This is a genomic window from Streptococcaceae bacterium ESL0687 (assembly GCA_029392475.1).
Taxonomy (GTDB): Bacteria; Bacillota; Bacilli; order Lactobacillales; family Streptococcaceae; genus Floricoccus.
In genome coordinates, this window is sequence record CP113940.1 from 813,682 (window position 1) to 837,376 (window position 23,695).

Sequence of the window (23,695 nt, forward strand, 5' to 3'; positions counted from 1 at the left end):
CCTCCTTTTTTTCTTATTCTAGTTTAGTGTATCATATTTTTTTAATTAATGCCTTCTATCCCAAACGGCAGATAATAAAAGAAAAAAGACCTAGCCTGGGCTAAATCTTTTTCTCGGTTACTTCTTTGACACCCTTTTCTTTACTTTCATCAAAGATAAAGGATCCATTACTTGTCCTCTCACTTAGGCCAAGATCTGCCAAATTAATATCAAATTTTTCAAGGATTAAAGAGGTTACCTGTAGGCTAGTGGAATCACTAGCATTTCCTGCCCCAAAGACATAATGAGGTGATTTTTTAAGCTCCCGCAGAGTTAAAAGTCCCCTTTTTGCCCTACTTGTAGCTGGAATGTCATCCAGCCTCATTTTCTTAAGTGCTCCCCTTTGAGTTAGGAGGTAAAATTCTTGGCTCCTGATAAGAAAGGCTGCTACGAGTTCATCATCTTCCTTGAGATTAATAGCCTTAACCCCAGCTGCCTTGGCTCCAATAACTGGGACTTCACAAATACCAAAACGAAGGGCATAACCAAATCTTGTAAGAAGCATGATTTCGTCAATTTCCTGGCAGGACTCAACTTTTATAACTTGATCCTCTGATGTTTTTAGTTTGGCAAACTTGGTTGATTTTGACTTATAAGTCCGCCAAGGTTTAAGGTCCCCTAAGGACAGACGTTTAATCTGACCTGCCTTTGTAACAGAACTAAAGAGGGTTTCTGCTTCAAAATCTGTAACAATTTGAGCATGAATTACCTTTTCTTCAGCTTCAAAATTACTTATTGTTTGAGAAAGATGTTCACCAATATCCTTCCATCTGATATCTGGCAGTTCGTGAACTGGCCTATAGATGAGGTTGGCAAGGTTTGTAAAAATTAAAAGATGGGCTGTTGTCTTGGTATTTTCTAAAAGTACAAGCTCGTCATCATCTTTTTTACCAAGCTCTTCAGGTTTACTGGCAGCATAACTTCTTGGCGTTGTTCTCTTAAGATAGCCATCACGAGTTATGGAAACATAGGTTTCTTCCTCGCTGATTAAGCTTTCTGCCTTAATCTCAACCACTTCAACCTGGTCCACCAAGCTACTTCTTCTTGGTCTTGAAAATTTCTTTTTGACCTCACGTAGTTCACGCTTCATCAGATTAAAGAGGGTTCTCTCGTCTCCAATAATAGCTTTTAAGGTAGCAATTTTTTGATTAAGCTCTTCTTCTTCTCGTTCAAGGGCCACAATATCTGTATTGGTCAGACGGTATAGCTGAAGGACAACAATGGCCTCAGCCTGATCTTCAGAAAATCCGTAGGATACCTTCAGATTTTCCTTGGCATCAGCCTTATTCTCACTGGCCCGGATTAGGGCTACAACCTCATCAAGGATACTTAATACCTTAATAAGACCTTCAACTATATGCAGGCGCTTTTCTGCCTTTTTTAGGTCAAAGCGACTGCGGGCCAGGATAATTTCACGGCGGTGGCTGATATAGCTCTTGAGAATTTCAACAATTCCCACCTGTCTAGGTGCCATGTTATCAATTGCTACCATATTAAAATTATAATTAGTCTGAAGGTCTGTATACTTGTAAAGATAGTTCAGAATAAGTTTTGTATCCGCATCCTTTTTAAGTTCAATGGCAATCCTAAGTCCATCACGGTCAGATTCGTCACGAACTTCAGCAATCCCAGCTACCTTTTGATTTAATCTTATGTCATCGATTTTTTTGACCAAACTAGCCTTGTTGACCTCATAAGGAATTTCAGTGACGATAATCTGTTTTTTACCGGCCTTTAAATCCTCAATTTCAGTCTTGCTTCTTAGGACAATACGTCCTCGGCCGCTTTCATAGGCTTTTTTTATTTCATCCTTGCCTTGAATAATAGCCCCAGTTGGAAAATCAGGTCCTGGAATAATCTCCATTAATTTTTCAACTTGAACTGCCGGATGATCAACCATATAGATGGCAGCATCAATCACCTCATTTAAGTTGTGGGGCGGAATCTCTGTTGCATAACCAGCTGAAATTCCTGTTGATCCGTTAACTAAAAGATTAGGATAGCTGGCTGGAAGAACAGTTGGTTCTTTTTCTGTATCATCAAAGTTCCAAGCAAAGGGAACTGTATTTTTTTCGATGTCATTTAAAAGATAGGCTGAAATCTCACTGAGCCTTGCTTCAGTATAACGCATGGCAGCAGGCGGATCACCGTCCATACTCCCGTTGTTACCGTGCATTTCAATCAAGGGCTCACCCATCTTCCAGTCCTGACTCATTCGAATCATGGCATCATAGATGGAACTATCTCCGTGGGGATGGAAATTACCCATGACATTACCAACGGACTTGGCACTTTTCCTATAACCCTTATCAAAGGTATTACCATCCTTATTCATCGAATAAAGAATACGCCTTTGAACTGGTTTCAAGCCGTCCCTAATATCAGGAAGGGCCCGTTCCTGGATAATATATTTTGAATAACGTCCAAAACGTTCTCCCATAATATCCTCAAGGGATAAATTTTGTATATTTGACATTTTTTCTCCTACTAAATCATGTTGCTAAGACTTGAAACAGCACTTTTTTCACCAATGACATAAATAAAATCACCCAGGTGAATAATTGTATCCCCAGTACCAATTTCGGTACTACCGTCTGCCCGTCTTATCATGGCAACATTTATTTCATGTTTTTCATAGAACCTAATCTCTGAAATTTTTTTACCTTCAAATTTGGAATTATTGACCTTCATTTCTGCAAACATCATGTCATGTGATATTTCAAAATATTCAAAGATATTGCGGTTAACTAATTTTTCGGCCAAATTTTTACCAGCATCATCTTCTGGTTGAATAATAACATCTGCTCCAACCTTGGCTAAAACCTTAGCTTGGATAGGAGTTGCAGCCTTTGCGACCACAGTCTTCACTCCAAGTTCCTTTGTTAAAAGAGTTGTTAGGGTACTGGCCTGCTCATTTTCACCAATGGCCACCACCACATAGTCAAAATCACCAATGGCAAGGCTTTTAAGCATCCTTTCATCCTGGGCATCACCTATAACAGCTTGTGTTGCTATATCCATGTAATCATTAACCAGACTTTCATTCTTATCGATGGCAAGAACCTCTTGGCCCCTTTCAACAAGACCCTTGACCACACTTCCACCAAAACGGCCAAGACCAATAACTGCATATGATTTCATATTTTCTCCTATCCAACAATAACCTGTTCTTCAGGATATTTAAAGTAGGTATCTTTTTTATCCCTGTGGTTGATTGTATAAATTGTTGTAAAAAGACCAATCCGACCAACGAACATTAAAATAATTATTAATAACTTACCAATAACTGATAAATCTGGAGTCATCCCCATAGAAAAACCTGCTGTAGAAATGGCAGCTATTACTTCAAAAATAATGTACTCAATCCCGTTATGATCAGGTACCTTTTCAGTCATCAAAAGAATGAAAAGACTAATAAAGGTTACTGACATGTAAAGGAAGATAACTTCATAGACCTGCATGATTGTTGACATGGGTATGGTTCGGTAGTGATAAGTCGTTGCATCTTCCCGCCTCAAAATAGCCCGGATATTTAATAATAATACTCCAAAGGTCGTGGTTTTAATCCCACCTGATGTTGAGCCACTGGTTCCTCCGATAAACATTAAAACCATGGTCAAAAAGACACCGGCATAGGCCATATTATTATAGTCATAGATGGTAAATCCTGCCGTTCTTGGACTCACGGCCAAAAAGAAATTTTGACTCAGATAGTTAAGAATGTTTCCATCAAAATCTTTAAGGTTAATAATCATGAAAAGGAGGGTACCCCCTAAAACTAGTAAGACAGCCATAACAAGGGCTATTCTTGTATGTAAGCTCAACTTGGGATTATTTTTATAATTAAGTAAATCCATCCAGATAATAAAACCAAAACCCCCTGATAAAATCAAAAGAGACATAACAGTTAGGACATAGGGATTATCAGTAAAATCCATCAAAGAGTTACCAAAAAGATCAAAGCCTGCATTGGAAACAGCTGACACCGAGTGAAAAATACTGTACCAGAGACCCTTGGTCCATCCAAATAAAGGGACAAAGGAGACGGCCAAAAGGAAAGCTCCTCCCACCTGAATGAGGGCCATCATCTTTATAATATATTTAATCAGGTAGAAGGCTCGGCCGGAACTGGCAAAGCTATATGATTCTTTAATGACCATTGAATATTTAAGGCTGGGGTTTTGTCCTGTTAAGGTAAGAAGCATGACAACTACAGTCATAAAACCTAGACCTCCTACCTCATTCATGATAAGGATGGCCAGTTGACCCCAAAAGGACCAATGATAGGCTGTTGGAAGAGTTGTAAGTCCAGTTACACAGGTCGCACTCGTAGCCGTAAAAAAGGCATCTAACAGGTGAGTAACCTCCCCTGTTTTACTTGCAAAAGGCATCATAAGGATAATGGTTCCTAGAAAAATAATCAAAAGGAAACCAAGACTTATAATCTGGGCTGGTTTTAATTTGCTTAAAAGGTTCATAATATCCCCGCAATCTAGCAAGTTATTTCTAGACTATTTTTTCTTAAAAAATAACTTGTCCGTCTTCTTCAAGGGTAAATTTAACATTGTCTTCGATCCACTTTCTCCGTGGCTCAACCTTGTCTCCCATAAGGACTGATACCCGGCGCTCAGCCTGGGCCACGTCGTCCAAGGTAACCCGGATAAGGGTTCTTGATTCCGGATCCATGGTTGTCTCCCATAATTGGTCGGCATTCATTTCACCCAGTCCCTTGTAGCGCTGGAGGGTCGAATTTTTACCGAATTCTTTACGGAGTTCATCAAGTTCTCCGTCTGTCCAGGCATAGGCTACCTTCTCTTTTTTACCCTTGCCCTGGCTCATCTTGTAAAGTGGAGGTAGTGCTATATAGACCTTACCGGCCTCAACCAGTGGTTTCATATAGCGGTAGAAGAAGGTCAGAAGAAGGATTTGGATGTGGGCTCCGTCCGTATCAGCATCGGTCATAATGATAATCTTGTCATAGTTGACATCAGACAGGTTAAAGTCGGCCCCCACCCCAGCTCCTATGGTATAGATCATGGTGTTGATTTCCTCATTTTTCATGATGTCAGAAATCTTTGCCTTCTCCGTATTAATTACCTTACCACGAAGGGGTAAAATCGCTTGAAACTTACGGTCACGCCCCTGTTTGGCAGAGCCTCCGGCAGAGTCCCCTTCGACCAGGTAGAGTTCATTTTTCTTGGGGTTTTTCGACTGAGCTGGAGTCAGTTTTCCTGATAAAAGCCCCTTGTCCTTCTTGCTCTTCTTGCCGGTTCTTGAGTCCTCACGGGCCTTTCTAGCAGCCTCACGGGCCTCACGGGCCTTGATGGCCTTTCTAATTAGACTTTGGGCCACTTCCCCGTTTTCCATCAGAAAATATGATAGCTGGGTTCCAACTAAGCCTTCGACAATAGGTCGAGCCAACGGACTTCCCAGCTTATCCTTGGTCTGCCCCTCAAACTGCAGGTGCTCTTCAGGCACAAGGATTGAGATCACTGCTGACAGACCTTCTCGGTAGTCACTACCGTCCAGGTTCTTGTCTTTTTCCTTTAAGAGGCCAGTCTTTCTGGCATAGTCGTTCATGGCCTTGGTCAGAGCTGTCTTAAAGCCTGTTTCATGGGTTCCCCCGTCCTTGGTCCGGACATTGTTGACAAAGCTTAAGATATTGTCTGAGTAACCGTCATTGTACTGGAGGGCCACTTCCACCTGGAAGTCAGCCTCTTCTCCTGCAAAATGCATGACAGGAGTCAGGGTATCCTTATCCTCATTAAGGTAAGCCACAAAGTCCTTGACCCCATTTTCATAGTGGAAGGAATCCGTCTTATCATCTCTTTCGTCAGTCAGAGTCAGGGTCACATCCTTCAATAGGAAGGCCGTCTCATTGAGTCTATCAAAGATGGTATTATACTTGTAGCTTGTAGTTGAGAAAATCTTAGGGTCTGGTAAAAAGCTAACCTTGGTCCCACTGGCCTTTTTAGGGGCCGTCCCAATTTTTTCAAGACCAGTTACCGGTTTTCCGCCGTTTTCAAAACGTTGTTTATAAATATGACCGTCCCGAGTGATTTCAACCTCCAGCCAAGAAGACAGGGCATTAACTACAGATGATCCCACCCCGTGGAGACCTCCTGAAGTCTTGTAGCCCCCTTGGCCAAATTTACCTCCAGCATGGAGGACTGTGAAAATGACCTCAACTGTTGGGATCCCCATTTTGTGCATTCCTGTAGGCATCCCGCGCCCGTGGTCAGATACACTGATTGAGTTATCAGCATGAATTACTACATCAATTTGATCACCAAAGCCACTTAGGGCCTCGTCAACTGCATTGTCGACAATTTCATATACCAGGTGGTGAAGACCTGCTGAGTCCGTGGAACCAATATACATCCCCGGTCTCTTTCTTACCGCATCAAGTCCTTCTAAGACCTGGATAGCGTCATCATTATAATGATTAATATCAATCGTCATTTTTAACCTCTAAACTAGACCTCGACTTAAAGGGGCTTGAAACCGCCCTGTTAAAGCCTCAAAAGGTCCTAATACTTGGTGTCTTGCACCTTTCATCCCCATATTATACGGGAAAAAAATTCAATTTACCAATTAAAATCCAGGAAATTTTTTTAAGAAATTCAAGACAAATGAAAATCCGAGCATTTAAGTAGGCTTAATTTTTTGCTATAATAGGCCTATGAAAGTTATAATTTTATTAATTACTGCCTACCTTTTGGGATCCATTCCATCAGGACTTTGGATTGGCAAAATATTTTTTGGAAAAAATTTACATGACTACGGAAGCGGAAATACCGGAACCACTAATACCTTTAGAATTCTTGGAAAAAAAGCTGGCATAGTTGTTTTTATTTGTGATGTTTTAAAGGGTGTTATCGCAACTGCCCTACCAATGATCTTCCATGTTCACGGAATATCACCAGCTATTTTTGGCTTGGTAGCTATTTTTGGTCACACTTGTTCAATCTTTGATGGTTTCAAGGGTGGAAAGGCTGTTGCTACAAGTGCTGGTATGATTTTAACCTACAACCCACTTTTCTTCCTTTTCCTTTTCATTGTCTTTATGATTGCCTTATACCTAACAAGTATGGTTAGTTTTTCAAGTATTACCATCTGCCTTGCGGCCATTCTTGCGGTTACTGTTTTCCCGGCCTTCCACTTTATCTTTAAATCCTATGATCCGGTCTTTTTAATTTTAATTCTTGTCCTAGCAACATTTATCATTTACAAGCACCGGGATAACCTTAAAAGAATTAAAAATCATGAGGAAAACCTAGTTCCTTTTGGACTAAATTTAACCAAACAGAAACCTAAAAAATAAGGTCTTAAACCCCGTAAAAACACTAAATGTAGTAGCTTTGAATTTTTCAGGCACTAGATATAGTGTTTTTTTGCTTGCCAAAATAGAAATTTTATTTTAGAATTATTGAATAAACAATACGAGATAAGGAGTTAATATTATGGTAACAGTTTTCTCAAAAAACAACTGTATGCAGTGTAATATGGTTAAAAAATGGCTTAATGACAAGGGGGCCCAGTTCAAGGAAATTAACCTTGATGAACAGCCAGAATATATCACTCAAGTTAAAGAGATGGGATTCATGGCAGCACCTGTTGTTTCAAATGGTGAAATTGCTTTTTCTGGTTTCCGCCCTGGGGAACTTGCTAAGCTTATCTAAATGAAGGTAGCCTACTTTTCAGTTACAGGTCAGGTTAAGCGCTTTGTCGCAAAACTTGGCCTTGAAAACTTTAGTATTACTGATTTTTCACAGGAAGATGCTACTAGTGACTACATTTTAATCGTACCTACCTATGAAGAAATGATTACAGAACCTGCAGATGATTTTCTAGAAGATTATTCAGAAAATTGCTTAGGAGTTGTAGGGTCTGGAAATAGGAACTTTGGTGACGAGTTTGTTTTCACAGCAAAGGATTTAGCGAAAAAATATGATATTCCCATGCTCTATGCCTTTGAGTTTAATGGGACCCAAGAGGATGTTCAAAATGTCCTTAACTTAATAGAAGAAATTAGATGATTTATCCCTAAGTTTGCTACAATATAACCGATAATATTGTGGCAAATTTTTATTTGTGAAATTGGAGAATTTATGTCTTTAAAAAACCTTGGCGACGTTAGCTACTTTCGCCTAAACAATGAAATTAATATCCCAGTTAATGGTCAAATCCCCCTCCATAAAGATCAAGAGGCACTTGAAGCTTTTTTTGTTGAAAATGTGCAGCCTAACCTTTTGACCTTTGATAGTCTACGTGACCGTTTTGACTACCTACTAGAACATGACTACATTGAACGTGATTTCTTAGAGCTTTACGACTTTTCTTTTGTGGAAGAGCTTAACGACTGGCTCTATGCCCAAGACTTCCACTTCAAGTCATTTATGGCAGCCTACAAGTTTTATCAGCAATATGCCCTTAAAACAAATGACGGGGAATATTATTTGGAAAATATTGAAGACCGTGTCCTTTTAAATGCTCTCTACTTTGCGGATGGTGATGAAGATCTGGCCTGCGGGATTGCTGACGAAATCATCCACCAGCGCTACCAACCAGCAACACCAAGTTTTTTAAATGCTGGACGTAGCCGCCGTGGGGAGTTGGTATCATGTTTTCTGATTCAGCCGACTGACGACATGAACTCAATCGGCCGTTCTGTAAATAGCGCCCTCCAACTTTCTCGTATCGGTGGTGGAGTTGGAATCAACCTGTCTAACCTACGTGAGGCCGGAGCTCCAATCAAGGAAATCCAAAATGCCGCAAGTGGGGTTGTGCCTGTCATGAAACTTTACGAGGATTCATTCTCCTACTCTAACCAACTTGGCCAACGCCAAGGGGCAGGTGTTGTTTACCTGAACGTTTTCCACCCAGATATCATAGCCTTTCTTTCAACTAAAAAGGAAAACGCCGATGAGAAAATCCGGGTTAAAACCCTGTCACTTGGGGTTACCATTCCTGACAAGTACTATGAGCTGATCAAAAATAATGAGGATATGTACCTCTTTAGCCCCTATGATGTTGAACGCATCTACGGGACTCCATTTTCATATGTTGATATTACAGCTGAATATGACAAGATGGTGGCAAATCCTGATATTGCCAAGAAAAAAATTCGCGCCCGTGACCTAGAGCAGGAAATCTCAAAACTTCAACAGGAGTCAGGTTACCCTTATATCGTAAATATCGACACGGCCAACAGGGCAAACCCAATTGACGGAAAAATCGTCATGAGTAACCTCTGCTCTGAAATCCTTCAGGTTCAAAAACCCTCTCTTTTAAATGATGATCAGACCTATGCCGAACTTGGAACAGACATCTCTTGTAACCTGGGATCAACAAATGTTGTAAACCTAATGGAAACAAAAGATTTCGCAAAATCAATTGATTCAATGGTCAGAGCCCTTACCTATATTACAGATAAATCATCAATTGATGCAGTTCCTTCAATCAAGCATGGAAATGATCAGGCTCACACAATCGGTCTTGGTGCCATGGGTCTTCACTCATACTTCGCCCAAAATCACATTGAATACGGAAGCCCTGAATCAATTGAGTTCACTGATATCTACTTCATGCTACTTAACTACTACTCACTACTTTCAAGCATGGAAATTGCCAAAGAACGTGGGATCAGCTTCCACAATTTCGACAAGTCTAAATATGCTGACGGCAGCTACTTCGATACTTATCTAGAAGACGAAATCATTCTTACACCGAAGATGGCGGGGCTTTTTGCCGGCATCCATATCCCTTCAAAAGCTGACTGGGCAAATCTGCGTGATAATGTTCAAAAACATGGCCTTTACCACCAAAATAGACTTGCTGTGGCGCCAAATGGATCAATCAGCTACATCAATGATGTGTCAGCAAGTATCCACCCAATCACCCAGCGTATTGAAGAGCGTCAGGAAAAGAAAACTGGTAAGATTTACTATCCAGCCCGTGGTCTTGCGACAGACACCATCCCTTACTATACAAGTGCCTATGATATGGACATGCGTCGTGTGATTGACGTTTATGCTGCTGCCACAAAACATGTGGACCAAGGACTAAGTCTGACTCTATTTATTCGTTCAGAAATGCCTGAAGGACTATATGAGTGGAAGACAACACCTAAGCAAACAACCCGTGATCTGAACATCCTACGTAACTATGCTTGGAAACAGGGAGTTAAGAGCATCTACTACATCAGAACCTTCACTGACAATGGGGATGAGGTTGGTGCCAACCAATGTGAAAGCTGTGTAATTTAATATGGAGAATCAAATGAACAACTACTATAAGGCCATTAACTGGAATGCCATTGAGGACATGATTGACAAGTCTACCTGGGAAAAATTAACTGAACAGTTCTGGTTAGACACCCGTATCCCCCTTTCAAATGACCTAGACGACTGGCGCCATTTATCTGATGAAGAAAAAGACTTAGTTGGTAAGGTCTTTGGCGGACTTACCCTCCTTGATACCGTTCAATCAGAAACTGGGATGGACAGCCTTCGTGCTGATGCCCGCACCCAGCATGAGGAAGCAGTCCTTAACAACATCCAGTTCATGGAGTCAGTTCACGCTAAAAGCTATTCAAGTATCTTTTCAACTTTAAACACTAAAAGTGAAATTGACGAGATCTTTGATTGGGTGGCTGAAAACGAAGCCCTTCAATACAAGGCTCAAAGAGTTAATGGGATTTACAAGGACGGAACTCCTCTAGAGAAAAAAGTTGCCAGCGTCTTCCTAGAAACCTTCCTCTTCTACTCAGGCTTCTTCACTCCCCTTTACTATCTAGGTAACAACAAGCTATCAAATGTGGCTGAAATCATCAAACTTATCATCCGTGACGAGTCAGTCCACGGAACCTACATTGGCTACAAGTTCCAGCTGGGTTATAATGAATTAAGCCCTGAAGAACAGGAAGCAATCAAGATGTGGGCCTATGACCTATTGTACGAGCTCTATGAAAATGAAGAGCGCTACACAGATGAACTTTATAAGAAACTTGGCTGGGATGAAGAGGTTAAAACCTTCCTTCGCTATAATGCCAATAAGGCTCTGATGAACCTTGGTTTTGAACCCCTCTTCCCTGACAATGCCAGCGACGTAAACCCAATCGTCATGAACGGTCTGTCTACAGGAACCAGCAACCATGACTTCTTCTCGCAAGTTGGTAATGGCTACCTTCTAGGTCAGGTTGAAAGCATGCAAGAGTCAGACTACGACTATTAATAAAAGAAAAAGCAGACTCCAGGTCTGCTTTTTTATTACTTGATGGACGAAAATAATCCCGGGAAACTCCCGAGATTATTTTTTAATTTACTTAATTTACATGGAAGTAAATTGCAAGGGCAAGCATACTTCCGACAAGGCCAATTCCCCAAAAGAAGAAATCAACCTTCCACTCACTCCAGGCCTTACCATGACCTGTCAGGCCACCAAGTTCAAAGTGATGGTGAACAGGAGTCATGCGGAAAATCCTTTTACCTCCTGTTGCCTTAAAGTAGCTAACCTGCATCATAACTGACATGGTTTCAAAGACATAGACAATCCCGATTAGAAGGAGGGTCCATTCAACATGCAAAAGAATTGAAATTACAGCCAGGAAACCTCCTAAAGCTAAACTTCCCACATCCCCCATGAAAATTTTCGCAGGCTTATGATTATAGGTAAAGAAGGCTAAAAGTCCTCCAATTGTCGTCATAATAATCAAAAGAACATCATACTGCTTTTGATGAGCTGCTATAACTGCATAAGCAGAAAGGGAAATAACAACTGAAATACTTGCCAGACCATCAATTCCGTCTGTTAGGTTAACAGCGTTTGAAAAACCAACTAGCCAGAAGATTAGGAAGAAGGCAAAGAAAATTCCCACATTCCACTTTAGGCCGAAAATATTAATAAAGTTGGCACCTTCCTCATTCATATAAAGAATGTAAGCAAAGATTCCTGTTACTATTTGGGCCAGAAGTTTCTGTAAACTTGTTAACCCCTGGTTTATTTGCTTGAATACCTTAAGAAAGTCATCAGCAAATCCAACACCTGCATAGGCTGCAAAGACTAACCAAGCAATCCAGAAGGCTGGGCTTACAAGGCCAGAAAGTACAGCAAAAATCAGAGAAATAGCAAGTGAACTGATGATGAAGACAATTCCTCCCATCGTAGGTGTACCAGCTTTTTTAGCATGCTGATGAACATCCTCATGCATCTGCTGGCCACCGATTTTCTTCTTGTGGAAGAATTTTATAAATTGCGGGATACCTACAAAGGTAGCAATGAAGCTTACAAGTCCTGCAATTATTGTTTGTAAAGTCATTTTAAACTCCTAAATCTACAGTTAATTTTTGATTTTTCGATAAGGGGGTATTCATGGCGATACTTTGTCCGATAACCTTATTACCCGTTCCTGTGAATTCCAGATCAAGATCCATCCACTCAGCAAATTTTTCAATATCATACTTGGTCCAAGCAAAAACATCTGGCATTTCAATGTCTCCGTCTGTCAGAAGAAGCACCCTCCGGTTTGGATCAACAGTTGTTCCCTCGCTTAGGGACTGTTTAACAACCTTATCTCCTGTACCAATTATTACAGGGGCAAGAATTTCCCTTCTTAGTCCTTCAGCAACGGTTCCTGGATCCTTGTCTAAGTAATTATCAATTTTAATCTTTTCATTGGTCAAACCAAGATTACTTGTTGATAGGGTATCCTTCATTTCCATGGCCCTTGTTAAAATTGGGTTGGCCACATCAGAAATGTAAGACAGACTCCATGTTTTAGGAATTTTTACAGTCATATACATGATAAATTCAGGATTTTCAGTAGGTACCATGGTAACAGCTGAATATATGTAGTTATTATCACCAGTCATATAGGCTCCATTTTGAGCGATTTGGGCTGTACCTGTCTTAACAGACACATTTTGACCTTCCACTTGGAAGAATGGCGCCTTGGTTAGACCATTATAGGCCGTACCAAACTGCGGATCTGTACCGACACTAACCATGTATTGAAGGGTTTGGTTGGCTGCTGAAGCATCAACTGGCTTACCAATGATTTCTGGTGAAACCTGTCTCACCTTATCTCCTGTAACGATTTTATTTATGTAATGGGGCTCTAACATCACTCCACCATTAGTTATTGATAAAAATCCTCGAAGCATTTGAAGCTCTGTTACGTCAATCCCTTGACCAAAAGCACTCATGGCTGTTGTTACCACGTTAGCATCTGGGAATTGACCAGCATTTTCATGCCCTACACCCATATAAGTTGAAGTTCCAAATTTGAAACGTTTGAGGTAGTCTCTCCAAGTGCTTTCCCCAAGTTTTTGCTCCAAAAGGGTTAAACCAATATTACTTGAATAAGAGAAACCTTGGGCAAAGGTCATTGTTTTACCCTTAGGGTTACTTGCATAATCCCAGTCATGAATTGACGTATCAGCAATTTTTAAAGTTCCACTTGTATAGGTATCTGCTGGGTTAAAGACCCCTTGATTTATTGCAGATGCTAGGGTAAAGACCTTCATGGTCGATCCTGGTTCATAGTTGGCCTGGTAAAGGAGGTTGTTCCAGGTGAAGTTCGCAGAATCGTACCCTGTCTTTGTATCAGGGTTAAAGGTAGGTCTTTGACTGGTGGCAAGAATTTCACCGGTATCTGCCTTAACTAAGGTTGCAACAACCTCTTGGGCACCTGAATCTGCATAGGACTTATCAAGAAGAGTTTCTAGATAAGTTTGAAGGGATACATCAAGGGTCGTATAAACATCACTACCATTAACAGCTTCCTTGGTTGATTCAGTTGTTCCAGGAAGGGGTACTCCTGAAGTATTCTTTTGGAAGGTTTGTAATCCATTAGTTCCACTTAAAATGGAATTTAAACTTGCTTCAAGTCCATTCTGACCAGCAAGTCCTTGAGTTTCATCATCTGCATCCCTAAGTCCAGCCACTCCAATAAAGTGAGAGGCAAACTTACCATTAGGATAACTTCTTGAAAGGTGAGATTCAAAGTTTATGCCCTTGATTCCTTCTTCCTCAGCCTTAGTTTCAATGGCATTACGGGTATTGTAGTCAATATTTGATCCCTTATTACCAAAGTAAACATAATTAACATTCTTGTTTTCTAGCTGACTTTTCACATAGTCGGAATCCATACCTAGGACATCCTTGAAAAGGGTTTCGATTTTTTTGAAATCATCATCGTTTGCATAAAGGCGTACGTTTCCAACACCCACATATCTTTCATCCTTAATAACTGAGACAGTATAAGAACTTGAATCGATGGCTATAGGAACCCCGTGCCTATCAAAGATTGTTCCCCTTTTAGCCTGAATTACTTGAGTTTCCTGGAAGTTTTTCTTAGCCTTAGAACTTAGTTCCTCACCTGCGACCTTATCTGTTGCAACAACCCAAATCAGACGGCCTGAGAAGACAACAAAGATTAAAAAGGTAACGATGAAGAAATTTTGACCCATGGCTTTCCTGTTTTGGCCTGGTGTACTCCTAACTCTCATGATGTAGTCCATCATTTTTTTAAAAGGAGCTAGTAATTTTTCTTTCATTTGCTTGCTTTCCTAATATTTTTATCGTTTAGCTTTAGATTTTCTTTTTCAGCAATTTTCAAAACCCTGTCAGATCTTGATAGCTCTTGAATTTGCTGATTAAGCTCTTCTTGCTTGGTCTTTTTTTGAGAAATATTATATTGAATACGACCAAGATTCTCTTCTGTTTGGAAGATTCTTGTCTTAACAAAAATAATAGCTACAGCCATGACTATAATTGTTGCAACAACTGAAAAATAAAATACTTTTTCGATGGTTGAATATTTCTTAAATTTTTTGGCAAGAAGATTTGAAGAAAGTGACTCGGCCCGGATATGGTAACTATCTTTGTGGGCTGCGTCACTTATATTAACTGGTTTTTTTGACTTAGCCATAGTTCTATCCTTTCGCCTGTGTTTCCCTTACCTTACGAGCCACGCGCAGTTTAGCACTGTGAGCCCTATTATTATGCTCAAGCTCTTCAGGACTTGCCAGAACTGGTTTTCTGTTGACAAGTTCTAATGTCGGAAGCATATCATCAGGAATCATCGGAAGTCCGCGCGGCACATCGACTGTACTGTATTCCTTAAAGATAGTCTTAGTCAAACGGTCTTCAAGTGAATGGAAGGTGATGACAGAGATTCTGCCTTCAACATCCAAGAGATCAATGGCCTGCTCGATTGAATCTTCAGCAGCACCAAGTTCGTCATTAACCTCAATGCGAATGGCCTGGAAGACTCTTTTAGCTGGATGCCCCTTTTTCTTAAGTTCCTTTTGAGGTAGGGCTGACTTAATCAATTCAGCCAGCTCAGTTGTGGTTTCAATTGGAGCAATTTTTCTTTGGGCTTCAATTTTTCTGGCAATCTGTTTTGAGTACTTTTCTTCCCCGTAGCGGAAAAAAATGCGGACTAGATCATTATAATCATAGTCATTTACCACCTCATAGGCTGAAAGGGATGAGGTCTGGTCCATCCTCATATCGAGCCTTGCCTCATTACGATAGGAAAATCCGCGTTCAGCATCATCAAACTGAGGACTTGATACACCTAGGTCATAGATGATTCCATCAATTTTTTCAATGCCAAGTTCAGCCAAAGCTGCCTTAAGATTTCTAAAGTTATTTTTTACAAGGACCACACGGCCTGCCTCAATGTGCTCGGCAAGTTTTTTTTCAGCATTATCATGAGCCACCTGGTCTTGGTCAAAGGCGTAAAGGCGACCACTTGTCAGCTTGCTTAAGATGTAGCTAGTGTGCCCTGCTCCCCCCATTGTCGCATCAACGTAAATTCCATCAGGTTTTACGTCAAGCATGTCCACAGTTTCATGCAGTAAAACTGTCTCATGTTTAAAATCCATATTTACTCTCTTTCAACTAGCACTTACAAAACAACCATCAAGGAAGAGCTTATTTTCTTCCTAGAAGGGATTTAAGGGTAGTTATTAATTTATATTTAAATTTATTGGGATAGTAGGTAAAATCCCCAATTTTCTCTTCAATGAAACCATTAAAATTTTGTTTAAATCCAAGAACTCCGTCACTGCCATCAAAAATACCTGAAATTCCGTAAAAATTATAGCGAGGAATTTTTTGATCCATGGCCTTTTTCATTACAAATTCTTGAACGGCAAAGGGAGCATAAAATCTTTTATACTTGTCATAACTTCCACTGAAGAGATAAACAAGTTCTGATGGTGAATAGATAAAAAGTCCAACCGAAGCTATGATGTCCTCTTGACCAAATTCAAGAATAAACTGGTTTGCTTCTTCAATCCTCTTTGTATAGGTTGAAATCTCTGCCACTTGTTCTCTTTTTTGATTATTCTTCTTCCTTGAATTTGGATTAACCGCTAAAAATTCTTCAATGGCTAGAAGATTTTTTTCAAGTTCCTCTTTGCGGTCTATAAGACTTGTTTTGTATTCCTTAAAATTTATTTCGGCTACTAAAAAGTCTGCCTGGTCACCAAAATTTTTATAGACATCTTGATAATAGGCTAAGCTCTTATCTTCATATCCACGCCTTTGGGCTGTATGAAGGGTAACTTCCTTAAATTTAGGTAGCTCTTCATAAGACATCCTTCTAACCTTAACACCAAATTGTCTGGTCTTTTTAATACTGTACTGACCGTCCTTGGTAAAGGATTTAAAGAGTGCATTATAATTAGCATAGGGTTCCAAATCTTTAGCATACTGCCAGCCTAAGACTTCACCACTTTTACTTCTTTCAAAGTTTAAAGCTTCCATAGCCACCCTAAGGTTTGAATGGACTTCATGTCTATCACTACCGCTACTTGCATAGGTTGCAGCATCGATATTTGGTCTAACAACAAGTTCTAAAACATTTCTCTTTTTTGCATACTTTTCTAGCTCTTTTAGGAAGAAAAGATAGGCTTCTTCATCATACTCCTTATAGATAGGACCGTAATTAAGTTCCATGTGGAAGCCACCCATCATTTTTTTACTTATGACAAGGGCCGCTAAAAGGGGTAGATTTTCTTCAGAATTAAAAACTGCTAAAAAATCACAGGTCCAAGACTGATCAGCTAAGGTTTTTGACATTTCTTCAGTTTGCTGAAAACTTGAAGATTTTAATCTCTCTTTTGAATATTTTTCAAATTCATTTGCAGATATTTCTTTAAAGTAATAATTTTTCAAAACAAATCTCCAAATTCTCTCGTTTATAATCTATCTAAAAAAGGCTTGAAAAGCCTTTAATATTATACCATATTTTCAGTATCTTTTTTAGTTAATATTTAAAAGTCTCTCAGCCTGGGCGAGGGCTTCCTTGGTAATGTCATCACCTGCAAGCATCTTAGCAACCTCTTGGATTCTTTCATCCTTAGAAAGTCTTCTGACAGTTGATTTTGTTACATGGTCATCACTTTCTTTTTCAATATAAAATTGAGTATCAGCTATGGCAACCACTTGGGGTAAATGGGAGATGCATAGGACCTGACCTGCTTGAGATATTTTATAAATTTTACTGGCTATGGCCTGGGCTACTCTTCCAGAAACTCCTGTATCAACCTCATCAAAGACAATACTTGTCTTATTTTCCTTCCTTGAAAAAGAAGATTTTATAGCAAGCATAAGCCTACTTAACTCCCCACCCGATGCTGTCTTAGCAAGAGGTTTAAAACCTTCTCCGGGATTGGTTTGAATGAAAAATTCAACATGCTCATTTCCCTGCCTACTGAATTTTGATTTCTTAAAATCAACCTTGAAGTCAGCCTTTTCCATATACAGATCTTGCAGTTCCCGTTTAATATCTGCTTGCAAGCTCTCTGCCAACTTCCTTCTAGCCTGATTTAGTTTGTCACTAGTAAGGACTAACTCTCGTTCAGCTTCTTTAACAAGAGATTCTAAACTTTCATCAGCACTATCATCTCCAGTAAGATCAACTAATTCTTGTTTGATATTTTCAAGATAAGCTAAAATATCATAAAGCTCAGGACCATATTTTTTCTTCAAGGTTGCCAAATGAGAGATTCGGTCCTCTAGAAAAATTAATTCATTGGGATTAAAATCAAGATCATCCAAGGCCTTGGCAATACTTACTGTCAAATCTTCCAAAATATAATAGTTTTCAGTCAATTTGGCCGATATTTCCTTATATTGGGGTGAAAAATCTTCAATGGATTCCATCTCATTCATGGCCTGGCGAATATTTGATAGACTTGAATAATCCTCATCATCTAAGGAATTATAGGCTGAACTTAAAGAATCAATAATATTTTTACTGTTTGCTAAAAGTTCCCTTTTCCCCTCAAGAAGACCATCTGTTTCCAAATCAATCTGCGCTCCTTCAATTTCATCAACTTGAAACTGAAGGATATCAATCCTTTGGGCAAACTCCTGCTCATTTCGCTTACGATCAATAAGTTTTTTTCTAAGCTGCTTATATTTTTCAAAATTTTCCTGGTAGGATGCCTTAAGATTTAAAAAGTCCTGATCACCAAATTCATCAAGCATAACCTGATGCATCTTGACATCCATCAGCTCCTGGTGGTCATGTTGACCATGAATATCTACCAGCTGTTCACCAATCTCTTTTAGGGTGCTTAAATTGACCATGTGGCCATTTATTCGGCAGACACTGCGACCTGTTGAAAAAACTTCCCGCCTTAAAATCAATTCCCCATCATCTTCTATTCCAAGAGAGGACAACTTTTCTTTTAAAAAGGGAGTTGATTCATAGAAAAAGAGACCTTCGATTTGTGACTTGTCAGCCCCCTTACGAACAAAGGCTGCACTAGCACGACTTCCAAGCAGAAGATTCATGGCATCAATAATTATTGATTTACCTGCCCCAGTTTCCCCTGTCAAAATCGTCATCCCATTATCAAACTGCAAGTGAATATCTTCAATAATGGCAAAATTTTTAATGGAAATATCTTGTAAAATTTTACTCACCTCCTAGAAAACGATAAGTAATCCTCGCATCTTCTTCAGAATTTGCTACCAGCAAAATACTATCATCATCTGAGATTAAAGAAAAGATTCGGTCCCCGCAAAGAGAGAGAATTTTTCTTTTCAAAAGCATGGCATGTCCTGGATCTGTCTTTGCACTCACCATTTTATCCATTAACTTAAGCTCTCTTATTAAAGCAGAAAATCCCTTGTCTCCGCCTAGGCTGGGCAAATTATAACGGTAACCTCCTGATTTAGCAGGTACCTTTACAAGGCCCATCTCCTTGATATCTCTTGATACAGTTGCCTGGGTTACATCTATTTTTTTATCCTCGAGAGCTTGAACCAGCTCCTCCTGCGTCTTAATATCTTGATTAGATAGGAGTTCCTCAATTATTTTAATTCGGTCTGATTTTTTCATCTTTATCCCTTTAACTCCTCGTGAGCTGAGGCTACCACCTGATCGATATCTTCCTGGCTAACAGATTGATTATTCCCGTCCTTTTTAAGATGAACAAGGAATTCTACATTACCATGGCCACCCTTAATTGGAGAATAAGTTAGGTTGAGACTTGAAAAACCAACATTTTGGGCTGTATTTATGACCCGGTTAATTGTCTCCTTATGAACCTTGGCATCCTTTATAATTCCATTTTTCCCAACCTGCTCCCGACCAGCTTCAAACTGAGGTTTAATCAGGGCCACAACCTCTCCTTGGTCTTCTAAAATTTCAAAAAGAGGAGGTAAAATCAAATCAAGGGAGATGAAACTTACATCAATACTTGAAAAGCTTGGAAGACCACTGGTAAAATCTTCAGGTTTTGCATAGCGGAAGTTAAACTGCTCCATAACTACCACGCGCTCATCACTTCTTATCTTCCAGGCCAACTGGTTGGTCCCAACGTCTAAGGCATAGCTAAGCTCAGCACCAGATTGAAGCATGACATCAGTAAATCCTCCGGTTGAAGCACCAATATCAAGTACTTTTCGTCCCTCAATTGAAATATCAAAGTAAGCAAGGGCTCGTTCAAGTTTTAATCCCCCGCGTGACACATACTTTAATTTTTCTCCCTTAATATGAAGTTCAGTTGCTGCATCAATCTTTTCTCCTGGTTTGTCATAACGCAAGTTATCTTGATTATAGACAAGACCTGCCATAATTCCTCTTTTGGCCTTTTCTCTTGTATCAAAAAGTCCCTGTTCATAGGCTAGAACATCAACACGTTCCTTTACCATCTTACCTCCAATTAAATTTCTTCCTTAACCTCAAGTAAATCTATCAATTCTAATAAATTCACTGGGTTTAAATCAATATCTTTAGCCAAATTAGCTATAATCTTCCTTGCTTGACCGAGTTCCTCAGCCAAGGCTTCACGGGATCCATTTAAGCCGTAAAATTTTATATAGGTAGCCTTATCATGAATGATATCTTTCCCTGGAGTTTTACCGATTTCTGAAAAATCTGCTGTAACGTCCTTTATATCATCTCGAATCTGAAAGGCCAAACCAACATGTTCACCAAGGCTTCTTAACTGTTCTAAGATCTCCTTTGAAACACCAGCTACAATCCCAGCTGCTACAAAGGGGAAGGTTAACATCTTTCCAGTTTTTAAGGCGTGAATTTCCTTTAAATCCTCAAGATTTAATTCCCTTTTTTCTCCGTCCATATCAAGAACCTGTCCTGCAACCATACCAAAGGATCCACTGGCTAGGGAAAGTTCAAGTACCAGATTAACAATTTGCTGGCTCGGAAGCTTGACCCTAGCTAAAATATTATAGGGATCAAGGAGCAAAGCGTCCCCTGCTAAAATTGCCTGGGCATCACCAAAAACCTTATGATTGGTTAGCCTACCCCTCCTGTAATCATCATTATCCATGGCTGGAAGATCATCATGAATCAGGCTTGATGTATGGATAAGTTCAACCGTTGAAGCGACCTTAAAGTGTTCTTCAGTCAAGTTTAAACCAAAGGCTTCTAAGGTTCTTAGGAAAAAGAGAGGTCTAATTCTTTTTCCACCAGCATCAACAGAATATAAGATAGATTCCCTCAAGTGCTCAACTGGATTGCTGCTAGAATAAAAATCTTTAATGGCCTTATCAATTCCAGCCAGTAAATCCTTATTGTTCATCAAAATCTCCTAGGGAACCATCCTTTTGAACTATCTTAACCAAGGTATTTTCAGCATCAGCTAAGGTTTTCTTTAATTTTTCACTTAAGATCATTCCCCTTTGGAATTCAGAGATAGCGTCTTCTAAAGCCACATCTCCTCCTTCAAGCCTTCTAACAATACCTTCAAGTTCTAATAAATTTTCTTCAAATTTTCTTTCTTTATCTACCATTATTTTCTTACCTCAACATCTATTTTACCGTCAGCTAGTTCAATTTCAAGTCTTTCATTTTCTTTGAGATCATGAACTGATTTTACTAATTTTCCGTCCTCATCCTTAACCAAGGCATAACCTCTAGATAAAATTCTTTCTGGACTAATTAGGGTCAAGGCCTCCCATAATTTTTCAGCCTGATTTTTTTTACTATCAAAGATCCTCTGAACAGCAATTTTTAAACGTTCACTACTTGTAACTAAATTCTCATCATGGATTTTTATTTTAGCTTCTAAATTAATTGATTTCAACCTTTGATCCAAAAGGTTATAGGCATGGCCTTCTTCTCTGATCTTCCTTACTAGAACTTCCTCCAAATTAACGGTCAGATGATCAAGTTTTTGGAGGTAGGCATCATATAGTCTCTCGGGTTGGCGGAAAACAACTGAATTAGTCAGATGATTGATTCTCTCCTGGGAATAGCTAATGTTTTTAGATAAAACCCCTGCCATCCTCTTTTCCCAATCAGAAAAGGTTGCCAGTAAATCCATTTGACTAACCGGGGTTGCAAACTCTGCTGCAGCTGTAGGTGTTGCAGCCCTCCTATCAGCCACGTAATCTGCAAGGGTTGTATCCGTTTCATGGCCTACACTTGAAATTACAGGGATTCTTGATTCAAAAATTGCCCGAACCACTTCTTCTTCATTAAAGGCCCAAAGGTCTTCAATCGATCCGCCTCCGCGACCAACAATTAGAAGGTCAATCCCTTCCATCTCTTGGGCCCTTCTAATGTTTTGGGCAATTTCAGAAGCCGCTCCCTCCCCTTGGACCTTACTAGGGAAAAGGACAATTTCACTCATGGGAAATCTTCTTTGAACAGTGGTTATGATATCTCTAATCACAGCCCCTGAAGGACTGGTAACCACCCCAATCTTACGTGAAAATCGAGGTATGGACTGCTTCCATTCCGGATTAAAAATCCCCTCACTGGTCAAAGCTTTTTTTAACTGTTCAAACTTTACTGTAAGTGCACCAATCCCGTCTGGAATCATTTGGCTGACATTTATTTGATATTGACCACTTTTTTCATATAAGCTAATTCGCCCAACAAGCATTACCTTCATGCCGTTTTCCGGTAGAAAATCAAGCTTATTGAAGGCTCCAGCAAACATGGTAACGTTAATTACTGCCTGATCATCTTTAAGGGAAAAATATTGATGGGTTGGTCTTTTCCTAAAATTTGATATTTCACCTGTTAGGTAGACACGCTCCAGATAAGGATCCTTGTCAAACTTAGCCTTTAAGTACTTGGTCAGGGTTGAGACTGTTAAATACTCAGTCATTTAGCTCCCTCCAGGCAGCCTCATAGGTTTGTTCCATAAGCATGGTAATAGTCATGGGACCAACTCCTCCTGGAACTGGCGTAATAAGTGAAGCTAAAGGAGCCACCTCATCAAATTTAACGTCACCAATTAATTTCCCCTGGTCATTACGGTTCATACCAACATCAATAACAACCGCTCCTTCTTTAACAAATTCTTTGGTAATGAAGTGCCCTACTCCAATTGCTACAACTAGGATGTCAGCTTGACTAGTTATTTCTTTCAAGTTCTTGGTTCTTGAATGAGTGATGGTTACTGTGGCGTTTTCAGCAAGAAGAAGGGCTGCCATTGGTTTTCCAACGATATTTGAACGACCTACAATTACAGCATTCTTACCTTCAAGCTCAACCCCGTAGTCCTTAAACATTTCCATAATTCCAGCAGGGGTACTAGGAATCATCAGGGGATTTCCCTCCCATAGTTTACCCATATTTAATGGATGGAAACCGTCAACATCCTTACTGGCATCAATAGCCATTAAGATTTCCTCATCATTAATATGTTTTGGTAGAGGAAGTTGAACCAAAATCCCGTGAACTGCCGGATCTAGATTATATTCATTTATTATTTTTAGTAAGTCATCTTGACTAATTCCCTCATCCAGACGTCTAACTACAGAGTTGAAGCCCAGATTTGTAGCCTGTCTTTCCTTATTGCGTACATAGACCTGGCTGGCTGGATTTTCACCAACTAAAATTACAACAAGTCCAGGGGTAATACCTGCTTCAATCAGTTGATCAGTTTTAATTTTTAAGTCAGCCTGCAATTTAGCCGCCAGTGCCTTACCATCAATAATTTTCATACTTACTCCTTCGTACCTTTGTAATAATATCTTTATTTCAATATTGGTTAATTATAGCAAATTTAAGAAGCTTTGTGTAAAAGTGCTTAATTTTCCCTTCCAACACGAATTAGATATCCCTTGCCTAATACGTATTTTTCTTAAGTTATTATTCAAACCATGCTACCAGAAGATTGCCAAAGTATTTACCAAGCTTAAAGGGAAC

General features: G+C 39.7%; 21 protein-coding genes. 5 read left to right on the plus strand and 16 right to left on the minus strand.

Features of this window, described 5'->3' with window-relative positions:
- Positions 1 to 100 precede the first annotated feature (100 nt).
- Genes parC through parE form a run of 4 tightly spaced genes read right to left on the minus strand, consistent with a single transcriptional unit; the run spans position 101 to position 6,501 of the window.
- Positions 101 to 2,515 carry a DNA topoisomerase IV subunit A gene (gene parC / locus OZX60_03980; GenBank protein WEV44607.1) on the minus strand — a complete coding sequence of 805 codons (2,415 nt, stop codon included), beginning with the start codon at positions 2,513 to 2,515 and terminating at the stop codon, positions 101 to 103.
- A gap of 11 nt (positions 2,516 to 2,526) precedes the next feature.
- Positions 2,527 to 3,180: a TrkA family potassium uptake protein gene (locus OZX60_03985; GenBank protein WEV44608.1), complete on the minus strand. Its 654-nt coding sequence runs from the start codon at positions 3,178 to 3,180 to the stop codon at positions 2,527 to 2,529.
- Positions 3,181 to 3,188: 8 nt separating this feature from the next.
- The gene (locus OZX60_03990; protein WEV44609.1) at positions 3,189 to 4,517 is read right to left on the minus strand and encodes a potassium transporter TrkH; all 1,329 of its coding nucleotides are present in this window, start codon (positions 4,515 to 4,517) and stop codon (positions 3,189 to 3,191) included.
- Positions 4,518 to 4,560: 43 nt separating this feature from the next.
- Positions 4,561 to 6,501 carry a DNA topoisomerase IV subunit B gene (gene parE, locus OZX60_03995; GenBank protein WEV44610.1) on the minus strand — a complete coding sequence of 647 codons (1,941 nt, stop codon included), beginning with the start codon at positions 6,499 to 6,501 and terminating at the stop codon, positions 4,561 to 4,563.
- A 220-nt stretch (positions 6,502 to 6,721) separates the two neighbouring features.
- Here parE and plsY point away from each other — a divergent pair, with 220 nt between their 5' ends.
- The 5 genes from plsY to nrdF all read left to right on the plus strand — a co-directional run bounded on the left by plsY (position 6,722) and on the right by nrdF (position 11,274).
- The gene (gene plsY, locus OZX60_04000) at positions 6,722 to 7,363 is read left to right on the plus strand and encodes a glycerol-3-phosphate 1-O-acyltransferase PlsY (protein ID WEV44611.1); all 642 of its coding nucleotides are present in this window, start codon (positions 6,722 to 6,724) and stop codon (positions 7,361 to 7,363) included.
- A 139-nt stretch (positions 7,364 to 7,502) separates the two neighbouring features.
- Positions 7,503 to 7,721 carry a glutaredoxin-like protein NrdH gene (gene nrdH / locus OZX60_04005; GenBank protein ID WEV44612.1) on the plus strand — a complete coding sequence of 73 codons (219 nt, stop codon included), beginning with the start codon at positions 7,503 to 7,505 and terminating at the stop codon, positions 7,719 to 7,721.
- The gene (gene nrdI, locus OZX60_04010; GenBank protein WEV44613.1) at positions 7,722 to 8,078 is read left to right on the plus strand and encodes a class Ib ribonucleoside-diphosphate reductase assembly flavoprotein NrdI; all 357 of its coding nucleotides are present in this window, start codon (positions 7,722 to 7,724) and stop codon (positions 8,076 to 8,078) included.
- A gap of 72 nt (positions 8,079 to 8,150) precedes the next feature.
- Entirely contained in the window at positions 8,151 to 10,307 is a 2,157-nt protein-coding gene (gene nrdE, locus OZX60_04015; GenBank protein WEV44614.1) for a class 1b ribonucleoside-diphosphate reductase subunit alpha, read from the plus strand.
- A gap of 13 nt (positions 10,308 to 10,320) precedes the next feature.
- On the plus strand, positions 10,321 to 11,274 hold the full coding sequence (gene nrdF / locus OZX60_04020) for a class 1b ribonucleoside-diphosphate reductase subunit beta (GenBank protein ID WEV44615.1): 954 nt from the start codon (positions 10,321 to 10,323) through the stop codon (positions 11,272 to 11,274).
- Positions 11,275 to 11,365: 91 nt separating this feature from the next.
- Here nrdF and mraY read toward each other — a convergent pair whose 3' ends face one another.
- The 12 genes from mraY to OZX60_04080 all read right to left on the minus strand — a co-directional run bounded on the left by mraY (position 11,366) and on the right by OZX60_04080 (position 23,490).
- Entirely contained in the window at positions 11,366 to 12,358 is a 993-nt protein-coding gene (mraY, locus tag OZX60_04025; protein ID WEV44616.1) for a phospho-N-acetylmuramoyl-pentapeptide-transferase, read from the minus strand.
- A gap of 1 nt (position 12,359) precedes the next feature.
- The gene (locus tag OZX60_04030; protein ID WEV44617.1) at positions 12,360 to 14,597 is read right to left on the minus strand and encodes a penicillin-binding transpeptidase domain-containing protein; all 2,238 of its coding nucleotides are present in this window, start codon (positions 14,595 to 14,597) and stop codon (positions 12,360 to 12,362) included.
- The gene (gene ftsL / locus OZX60_04035; protein ID WEV44618.1) at positions 14,594 to 14,971 is read right to left on the minus strand and encodes a cell division protein FtsL; all 378 of its coding nucleotides are present in this window, start codon (positions 14,969 to 14,971) and stop codon (positions 14,594 to 14,596) included. Before ftsL ends, OZX60_04030 begins: the two co-directional genes overlap by 4 nt.
- Before the next feature lie 4 nt (positions 14,972 to 14,975).
- On the minus strand, positions 14,976 to 15,932 hold the full coding sequence (gene rsmH / locus OZX60_04040; GenBank protein ID WEV44619.1) for a 16S rRNA (cytosine(1402)-N(4))-methyltransferase RsmH: 957 nt from the start codon (positions 15,930 to 15,932) through the stop codon (positions 14,976 to 14,978).
- A 49-nt stretch (positions 15,933 to 15,981) separates the two neighbouring features.
- Positions 15,982 to 17,229 carry a peptidoglycan bridge formation glycyltransferase FemA/FemB family protein gene (locus tag OZX60_04045; GenBank protein WEV44620.1) on the minus strand — a complete coding sequence of 416 codons (1,248 nt, stop codon included), beginning with the start codon at positions 17,227 to 17,229 and terminating at the stop codon, positions 15,982 to 15,984.
- Positions 17,230 to 17,316: 87 nt separating this feature from the next.
- Entirely contained in the window at positions 17,317 to 18,978 is a 1,662-nt protein-coding gene (gene recN, locus OZX60_04050) for a DNA repair protein RecN (protein WEV45876.1), read from the minus strand.
- Position 18,979: 1 nt separating this feature from the next.
- Positions 18,980 to 19,405 carry a hypothetical protein gene (locus OZX60_04055; protein ID WEV44621.1) on the minus strand — a complete coding sequence of 142 codons (426 nt, stop codon included), beginning with the start codon at positions 19,403 to 19,405 and terminating at the stop codon, positions 18,980 to 18,982.
- A 2-nt stretch (positions 19,406 to 19,407) separates the two neighbouring features.
- A complete protein-coding gene (locus OZX60_04060) occupies positions 19,408 to 20,220 on the minus strand; it encodes a TlyA family RNA methyltransferase (GenBank protein WEV44622.1) in 813 nt (270 codons plus the stop codon).
- Positions 20,221 to 20,231: 11 nt separating this feature from the next.
- Complete coding sequence (locus tag OZX60_04065; GenBank protein ID WEV44623.1) at positions 20,232 to 21,113, minus strand: polyprenyl synthetase family protein; 882 nt, start codon at positions 21,111 to 21,113, stop codon at positions 20,232 to 20,234.
- On the minus strand, positions 21,103 to 21,324 hold the full coding sequence (locus OZX60_04070) for an exodeoxyribonuclease VII small subunit (GenBank protein WEV44624.1): 222 nt from the start codon (positions 21,322 to 21,324) through the stop codon (positions 21,103 to 21,105). The genes OZX60_04065 and OZX60_04070 overlap by 11 nt, the downstream gene beginning before the upstream one ends.
- On the minus strand, positions 21,324 to 22,649 hold the full coding sequence (gene xseA / locus OZX60_04075) for an exodeoxyribonuclease VII large subunit (protein WEV44625.1): 1,326 nt from the start codon (positions 22,647 to 22,649) through the stop codon (positions 21,324 to 21,326). Before xseA ends, OZX60_04070 begins: the two co-directional genes overlap by 1 nt.
- Complete coding sequence (locus tag OZX60_04080) at positions 22,642 to 23,490, minus strand: bifunctional methylenetetrahydrofolate dehydrogenase/methenyltetrahydrofolate cyclohydrolase (GenBank protein ID WEV44626.1); 849 nt, start codon at positions 23,488 to 23,490, stop codon at positions 22,642 to 22,644. The genes xseA and OZX60_04080 overlap by 8 nt, the downstream gene beginning before the upstream one ends.
- Positions 23,491 to 23,695 lie beyond the last annotated feature (205 nt).

Bases quoted from the DNA above. Each gene is read 5' to 3' on its own strand.
- OZX60_03990 (WEV44609.1), bottom strand. From the start codon at position 4,517: ATGAACCTTTTAAGCAAATTAAAACCAGCCCAGATTATAAGTCTTGGT.
- parC (WEV44607.1), bottom strand. From the start codon at position 2,515: ATGTCAAATATACAAAATTTATCCCTTGAGGATATTATGGGAGAACGT.
- OZX60_04065 (WEV44623.1), bottom strand. From the start codon at position 21,113: ATGAACAATAAGGATTTACTGGCTGGAATTGATAAGGCCATTAAAGAT.
- parE (WEV44610.1), bottom strand. From the start codon at position 6,501: ATGACGATTGATATTAATCATTATAATGATGACGCTATCCAGGTCTTA.
- mraY (WEV44616.1), bottom strand. From the start codon at position 12,358: ATGACTTTACAAACAATAATTGCAGGACTTGTAAGCTTCATTGCTACC.
- OZX60_04060 (WEV44622.1), bottom strand. From the start codon at position 20,220: ATGGTAAAGGAACGTGTTGATGTTCTAGCCTATGAACAGGGACTTTTT.
- plsY (WEV44611.1), top strand. From the start codon at position 6,722: ATGAAAGTTATAATTTTATTAATTACTGCCTACCTTTTGGGATCCATT.
- OZX60_03985 (WEV44608.1), bottom strand. From the start codon at position 3,180: ATGAAATCATATGCAGTTATTGGTCTTGGCCGTTTTGGTGGAAGTGTG.
- nrdH (WEV44612.1), top strand. From the start codon at position 7,503: ATGGTAACAGTTTTCTCAAAAAACAACTGTATGCAGTGTAATATGGTT.
- OZX60_04030 (WEV44617.1), bottom strand. From the start codon at position 14,597: ATGAAAGAAAAATTACTAGCTCCTTTTAAAAAAATGATGGACTACATC.
- rsmH (WEV44619.1), bottom strand. From the start codon at position 15,932: ATGGATTTTAAACATGAGACAGTTTTACTGCATGAAACTGTGGACATG.
- nrdF (WEV44615.1), top strand. From the start codon at position 10,321: ATGAACAACTACTATAAGGCCATTAACTGGAATGCCATTGAGGACATG.
- OZX60_04055 (WEV44621.1), bottom strand. From the start codon at position 19,405: ATGAAAAAATCAGACCGAATTAAAATAATTGAGGAACTCCTATCTAAT.
- nrdI (WEV44613.1), top strand. From the start codon at position 7,722: ATGAAGGTAGCCTACTTTTCAGTTACAGGTCAGGTTAAGCGCTTTGTC.
- OZX60_04080 (WEV44626.1), bottom strand. From the start codon at position 23,490: ATGAAAATTATTGATGGTAAGGCACTGGCGGCTAAATTGCAGGCTGAC.
- ftsL (WEV44618.1), bottom strand. From the start codon at position 14,971: ATGGCTAAGTCAAAAAAACCAGTTAATATAAGTGACGCAGCCCACAAA.
- nrdE (WEV44614.1), top strand. From the start codon at position 8,151: ATGTCTTTAAAAAACCTTGGCGACGTTAGCTACTTTCGCCTAAACAAT.
- OZX60_04070 (WEV44624.1), bottom strand. From the start codon at position 21,324: ATGGTAGATAAAGAAAGAAAATTTGAAGAAAATTTATTAGAACTTGAA.
- xseA (WEV44625.1), bottom strand. From the start codon at position 22,649: ATGACTGAGTATTTAACAGTCTCAACCCTGACCAAGTACTTAAAGGCT.